This window comes from Microcystis sp. M_QC_C_20170808_M9Col (assembly GCF_007095495.1).
Classification (GTDB): domain Bacteria; phylum Cyanobacteriota; class Cyanobacteriia; order Cyanobacteriales; family Microcystaceae; genus Microcystis; species Microcystis aeruginosa.
The window spans coordinates 1-5,923 of the sequence record NZ_SFBZ01000199.1 but is presented as its reverse complement, the minus strand read 5'-3'; the positions used below and the strand labels follow the sequence as shown (position 1 = coordinate 5,923).

Below are 5,923 nucleotides of genomic sequence, written 5' to 3'. Positions count from 1 at the left end.
GTGGGGTAAAATCGAAACGAGTAGGCTTTTTCCATACCTCACATTTTAGCATATATTTCGTAAATGTGCTAATATTTAACAGTAAAGCCGTCGTAGAACGACGGGGTTTCAGACCCAAATTTTCGATGATAATAGGGATTACGCATATTAGCCGTATCTGTCACCATAATTGCCGAATAACCGCGACTCCAAAAAGGAGAATGATCGCTGCGTCGAGTATCGGGGACGATATAACCTCCAAAAATTACGGGCAACCATTCGCAGGGAGTTTGATTTTCCCGCAGGACTCGACTGAGAAAATTTAAATCCTTGCGGGTTTTGAGATTGCCAATCAAAGCGATAAAATCCCCAGTGTTGGGGTAAAAATATTCTAGAAAAGCTGGATATTTTTGGGAATGGGGATTTTTATCACAGTAACCGAGCATTTCTAAGGATAACATTAACCTTAAATCCTGCTTAGTTTGTTTTAATTTTTCTGCGTAGGCAATGCTCCCCAGTAATCCGTATTCTTCTAGATCGAAGGCAATTAAACGAATTGGATAATTAGCCTGATTCTCCCCAAAAAACCTCGCTAATTCTAATAATACCGCTAATCCCGTGGCGTTATCGTCAGCCCCCGGCGACCCCGGCACCGTGTCATAATGAGCGCCAATTAAAATCGGTGGTTTTTGACTATTATTAGGCAAATCTAAGATTAAATTTTCGTAAACTTTTCCCTGAAATGAGAAAAAATGTGATTCAACCTTTCCCCAATTGCCTAACTCTTGTCGCAGGTATTCTCGCACATAAAAATGTCCTTGACTAGAGAAAAAAGGGTTTCTTTCTCGGACAATTTGTTCTAGGTGTTGGCTTAAGCGATCGCTAAGAAGATCAAACATTGATGGCAGCAGATAATTTAATCAAAAGAGCCAATGGATAGAGAAACTGAGGGAAAAATCGGGGAGAATAATAATTGTTAATTATAAAATATTCTGTGGAGCTAAAATCATGACAAATCTCCAGTTGACTAGCTATGATTGTATCGTTGTCGGGGCGGGATTAGCGGGATTAATCGCCGCGCGTAATCTCCAGAGGCGAGGTCATCAAGTTCTGGTGATCGAAGCGCGAAATCGTTACGGTGGTAGAATGTCTGGTCAATATCTCCCCTCCGGACAGTGGATCGATCGAGGTGGTCAGTGGGTGGGCCCAACCCAAGAGCGTTTTTTAGCCCTCCTCGACGAGTATAAAATACGTCGTTTTCCCTCTCCCAATCAGGGAAAAACCGTCCTAGTGTTCAACAACAAACGCTATGAATTCAATGGTTTTTTTCAAGGTTTCCACGAGGGAGAAGTACCCGATATCGGCACGGAAGAATGGCAAGATGCGATGTCAGCATGGGCGCGTTTTCAAGAACTAGCCAAAACCCTACCTTCCGGTTATCCCCAAAGCAACGATCACACCAAAAAACTAGACAGTAAAACTTTTGCCCAGTGGATTGAAGAAAACACCAGCACAGATTTTGGTCAATGGTATTTTGCTTATATGGCCCGTGCCGTGGGTTTTCTCGGGCCGGCCGAACCCAACCAAGTCTCACTGCTGCACGTTCTTTGGGGACAAAATTGCGCCCCTCAGGCCGAACATCCAGAGGCCGAACTGATCCATGGCGGAGCCGGACAAATTCCCGACAAGATCGCGGCGGAATTAGGAGAGCGAATTCGATTGGGGGAACCGGTTTTTCGCCTTAATTATGACTCGGCCGGTGTCACCATAGAAACCAGCCAGAACAGTTTTACCGCCAAATTTGCCATCATTGCCATGCCACCCCATCTTGCCGGCCGCATTATTTATCATCCCCCGCTGCCACCCCAGCGAGAACAACTAACCCAACGAGTACCGATGGGATGCTGCGCTAAAGTCCTGATTTCCTATGAGCGACCTTTCTGGCGAAAACAGGGACTAGCGGGACTCGCTCAAGGGAATTGTCAATGGTTGGAACTCTGTGCTGATAGTTCCGATCCCGAAACCGGCGTCGGGGTAATCGCCACCTTTGTGGTTGGCGATCGCTATAGTCGTTGGCGCTCCATGAGTGGCCCAGCGCGCCGTGCCGCCGTCCTCTCGGATTTAGCTATTTATTTCGGTCAAGAGGCCCTTTTCCCGATCAGTTACGATGAGGTGGATTGGCCCGGGGATCCCTGGACTGGTGGAGCCTATGCCGCTTTTATGCCCCCCGGAGTCTGGACAAGTTTCGGCGAGGCTCTTTTTACTCCCGTCGGACCGATTCACTGGGCTGGCACAGAAATGGCCGATCGCTGGCCAGGATTTTTTGAGGGAGCGATCCGCACTGGCGAGGCGGCGGCCGATCGAATCGCCTTCCTTTTGCGGGAAAAATGAGCATCTACAGGGCTACGCCACCTTTTAGGTCAAAAAAGTCATCATAGTCAAGTTTCGGGGCTAATAGGGCAAAAAAATCTTAAATCATCACTATTTCGCCTTGGTAATGTTCGACGAAATATTGGACACGATGACGATATTCTTTAATTGTCCGATCGACCCATTCCCGCTGCTCACTGTTAGCATAGATATGTACTAAAGGTTCTCCGGCATCGGGTAAAATCAATACCCAGTCATCATTAAGGGGATTAATCACCTTCACCCCATCGATCAACTCTAGATTATCGGTAGCGTGAGTCTCCACCAGATAGCGCATCAGGGATCCCTTGACTTTCCAAGGACAACGCACCGCCGTATTCTTATTATAAATGCGCGGTAACTCGGCCCGCACCTGAGCTAGAGAACGTTCCTGAATGGTTAACATCTCCAAAAGTTTCGCCACGCTGAACATGGCATCGAAACCGGGATGTAATTGCGGAAAAATAAAGCCAGTTTGCCCACATCCTCCTAAAACCACATTAGGATTGGTTTGACATCCTTCCATTAAAGCGCTAGGACTGGCTTTTGTCCGCACCACCCGGCCATCGTGACGACGCGCGATCTGTTCCACGGCACTAGAAGCATGAACCGGCACTACCACTGTACCGCGAGGATGGGCGGTCAGAATTGTATTCACCATTAGAGCAGTTAATTGTTCCCCGCGAATCGATAAACCACTCTCATCGACGAGGACTAATTGTTCCCCGTTGGCCGAGACTTGTACGCCTAAGTTCGCTTTCAGGGCCTCCACCACATGGCCCAATTGATGGATTAGTAACTCTCTTTCCTGCATGGAAAGGGCATTCTGACGTAAACTGGCATTGAGAACCACGGCATCACAGCCAAATTTAGCCAGTAATTCTGGTAAAATTGCTCCCGAGACTCCGTAGGCGTAATCAATGACGATTTTGGAGCTACTATTGCGAATGGCCTCCACATTTAGCTGAGTTTCAAAGGTTTTGCGGTAATTATCGAGAATATCAGCCGGATAGGACATACTGCCGATTTCCTGCATTCCCACCCGTCGCAGATCTTCTTTGAAATAGGCCCCTTCGATTTTCTTTTCCCTCGCTTTGGAAACATTAATCCCTTTTTCGTCTAAAAACTCGATTAAGAGAAAATCCGGGCGATCGGGGTGAATACGAACGTGAATGCCACCGACTACGTTTAATTTAGACACTAAAGTCCGCGAAATCGGTAAAGCATTCGCTTGTAGGTTTTGGATATTCACCCCCACGGACATTAAACCGGCAATCAGCGATCGACTGACCATGCGCGAGACACTACGTTGATCCCGGGAGACGATTACCGTTGACCCCGGTTTTAGAATGGAACCGTAGGCTGCCCCCAGTTTAACGGCGAATTCGGGCGTGATATCGATGTTAGCAAGTCCCGATACTCCTCGTTGACCAAAGAGGTTTTTATGGGCAGTATTTCCCCAAATCAGGTTAATATTGAGGATGGCTCCCGATTCGATCTGTTTACTCGGCCAGACTCTGACCCCGGAATTGATCTGCGCTTCTTCCCCCACGATCGATAATTGTCCGATCACCGCACCTTCGTGTACCTGGGCCCGTCGATCGATTCTGGTTCCCCTAGCGATCGTACAAGCGGCTAAATTGACCTCATCCCCGATCACCACACCATTCCAGAGGATGGGACGTTTCAGATCGGAACCGGCACCGATGGTGACATTATCGCCGATAACCGAACCCCTCTCGATCAGAACATTTGCACCAACGCGGCAATGATTGCCGATCATGGCCGGGGCCTCAATGTGGGCGCTAGGATCGATATAGGTATTAGTACCGACCCACACCCCGGGGGATTTTTCTCGATAGGGAAATTCTAGGTTAACTTTGCCGGATAAAGCGTCGTATTGCGCTTCTCGGTAGGCCTCCAGATGACCGACATCGCACCAATAACCATCGGCCACATAACCATACATAGGTTCGCCCCTTTGCAGCAGCAGCGGAAACAAATCTTTAGAAAAGTCGGCTTCTTCTTTGTAGGGGAGATAATCGAGGACTTCTGGTTCGAGAATATAGGTTCCGGTGTTGACGGTATCGGAAAAAATCTCGCTGGTGGATGGTTTTTCGATAAAACGGCGAATTCTGCCTTCTTTGTCGGTAATCACTACCCCAAATTCGATCGGATTGGCAACCCGCGTCAGGACGAGGGTTGCTTTCGAGTTTTTACTTTTATGGAATGCGATCGCTTTTTGCAGGTCAAAATCGGTGATACTATCGCCACTAATCACCAGAAAGGTATCATCTAACCATTCGGCAATATTTTTCACACATCCTGCGGTGCCTAGGGGTTGATCCTCCTCCACAGCGTAGGTGATTTTTACCCCAAAGTCGCTGCCGTCTTGAAAGTAGTCGCGCATGACATCGGGGAGATAGTGCAGGGTGGTGATAATTTCGGTAATGTCATGCTTTCGTAGTAAATTGATAATATGTTCGGCGATCGGACGGTTGAGAATCGGTACCATCGGTTTGGGAAGATCACAAGTAAGCGGACGTAATCTTGTCCCTGAACCACCTGCCATTAATACCGCTCGCATAATTTCCTCCCAAGGCTATCTTTTCGCCGTTTTTAAATAGTTTTTTCAAATTATGGCTTTAGTTTCCCGACCTCGATCGAGCCAGTTCCTAACCGGCATTCTAACACCGTCCCCCCGATTCAGAACAATATTTTCTTTTCCCAAGTCGGCAAAACCAAAGCTTAAAATAGGAGATGTGAATTCTCTAAATTCAAGGATGAGATGGCATGAGACTGGTTATTTTTATCTTAATAATTGTTTATGGTGCCGGTGGTTGGAAATTCTGGAATGGATACAGAAGCACTAATTTTAGTTCCAGTTTACCCAATCGTTTAGCTCTAACGCTGTTCTGGCCGCTTCTTTTGGCTGTTAATCCCGCCTACCGCAAGAATTTTCAAAAAGCCCTCAAGGGCAAATAAAATTAACATACTGCCAAGGTTGTGGCCATAAAACAGAAAGTAGCTGGGTGTCGATGGCAATCAACAGTTTAGCCATGGATGGCTTATCATGGTTAGGGAAAAAAGGGGTCGTAGCTCAGTTGGATAGAGCGAGTGCCTCCTAAGCACTAGGCCGCCGGTTCGATCCCGGCCGATCCCGCCTTTTTCAGTGAACAGTAAACAGTGAAAAGAGACCGGGAAACTGCTATTTATAGCGCTTTTCACGTTATTGAGGTATCGACAAGTTTTGCCAACAAAGGACTTAACCTCCTTAAACAGTGAAAAGAGACCGGGAAACTGCTATTTATAGCGCTTTTCACGTTATTGAGGTATCGACCAGTTTTGCCAACAAAGGACTTAAGCTCCTTGCCCATGCCTCATTCTGATGAAAACTGCTATAGCGTTCATTATCAAAATCCCACATTCCGCACCCTAAAGTGTCACATTGAAAATTTTATCTAAATCGTCAAAACGATTGCCGGCTCTGAATTACAGGCTAATTTGTTTGCCCAGCAGATGCACAATTAGCCCT

4 protein-coding genes and 1 tRNA gene are annotated in these 5,923 nt (G+C 47.1%); 3 read left to right on the top strand and 2 right to left on the bottom strand.

Annotation, left to right across the window (positions count from 1 at the left end; all coding sequences use genetic code 11):
• Positions 1 to 68 precede the first annotated feature (68 nt).
• On the bottom strand, positions 69 to 878 hold the full coding sequence (locus EWV68_RS11805; protein ID WP_061433418.1) for a M28 family metallopeptidase: 810 nt from the start codon (positions 876 to 878) through the stop codon (positions 69 to 71).
• Positions 879 to 987: 109 nt separating this feature from the next.
• Between EWV68_RS11805 and EWV68_RS11800 the strand changes: the two genes are divergently transcribed.
• Positions 988 to 2,370: a flavin monoamine oxidase family protein gene (locus EWV68_RS11800; protein WP_287169884.1), complete on the top strand. Its 1,383-nt coding sequence runs from the start codon at positions 988 to 990 to the stop codon at positions 2,368 to 2,370.
• 79 nt (positions 2,371 to 2,449) lie between these two features.
• On the opposite strand, the gene EWV68_RS11795 is transcribed toward EWV68_RS11800, so the two are convergent.
• On the bottom strand, positions 2,450 to 4,975 hold the full coding sequence (locus tag EWV68_RS11795; RefSeq protein WP_287169883.1) for a mannose-1-phosphate guanyltransferase: 2,526 nt from the start codon (positions 4,973 to 4,975) through the stop codon (positions 2,450 to 2,452).
• A gap of 206 nt (positions 4,976 to 5,181) precedes the next feature.
• On the opposite strand from EWV68_RS11795, the gene EWV68_RS11790 reads away from it, so the two are divergent.
• A complete protein-coding gene (locus tag EWV68_RS11790; protein WP_061433415.1) occupies positions 5,182 to 5,373 on the top strand; it encodes a hypothetical protein in 192 nt (63 codons plus the stop codon).
• A 104-nt stretch (positions 5,374 to 5,477) separates the two neighbouring features.
• A tRNA-Arg gene (locus tag EWV68_RS11785) sits at positions 5,478 to 5,551 on the top strand.
• Positions 5,552 to 5,923: the final 372 nt, after the last annotated feature.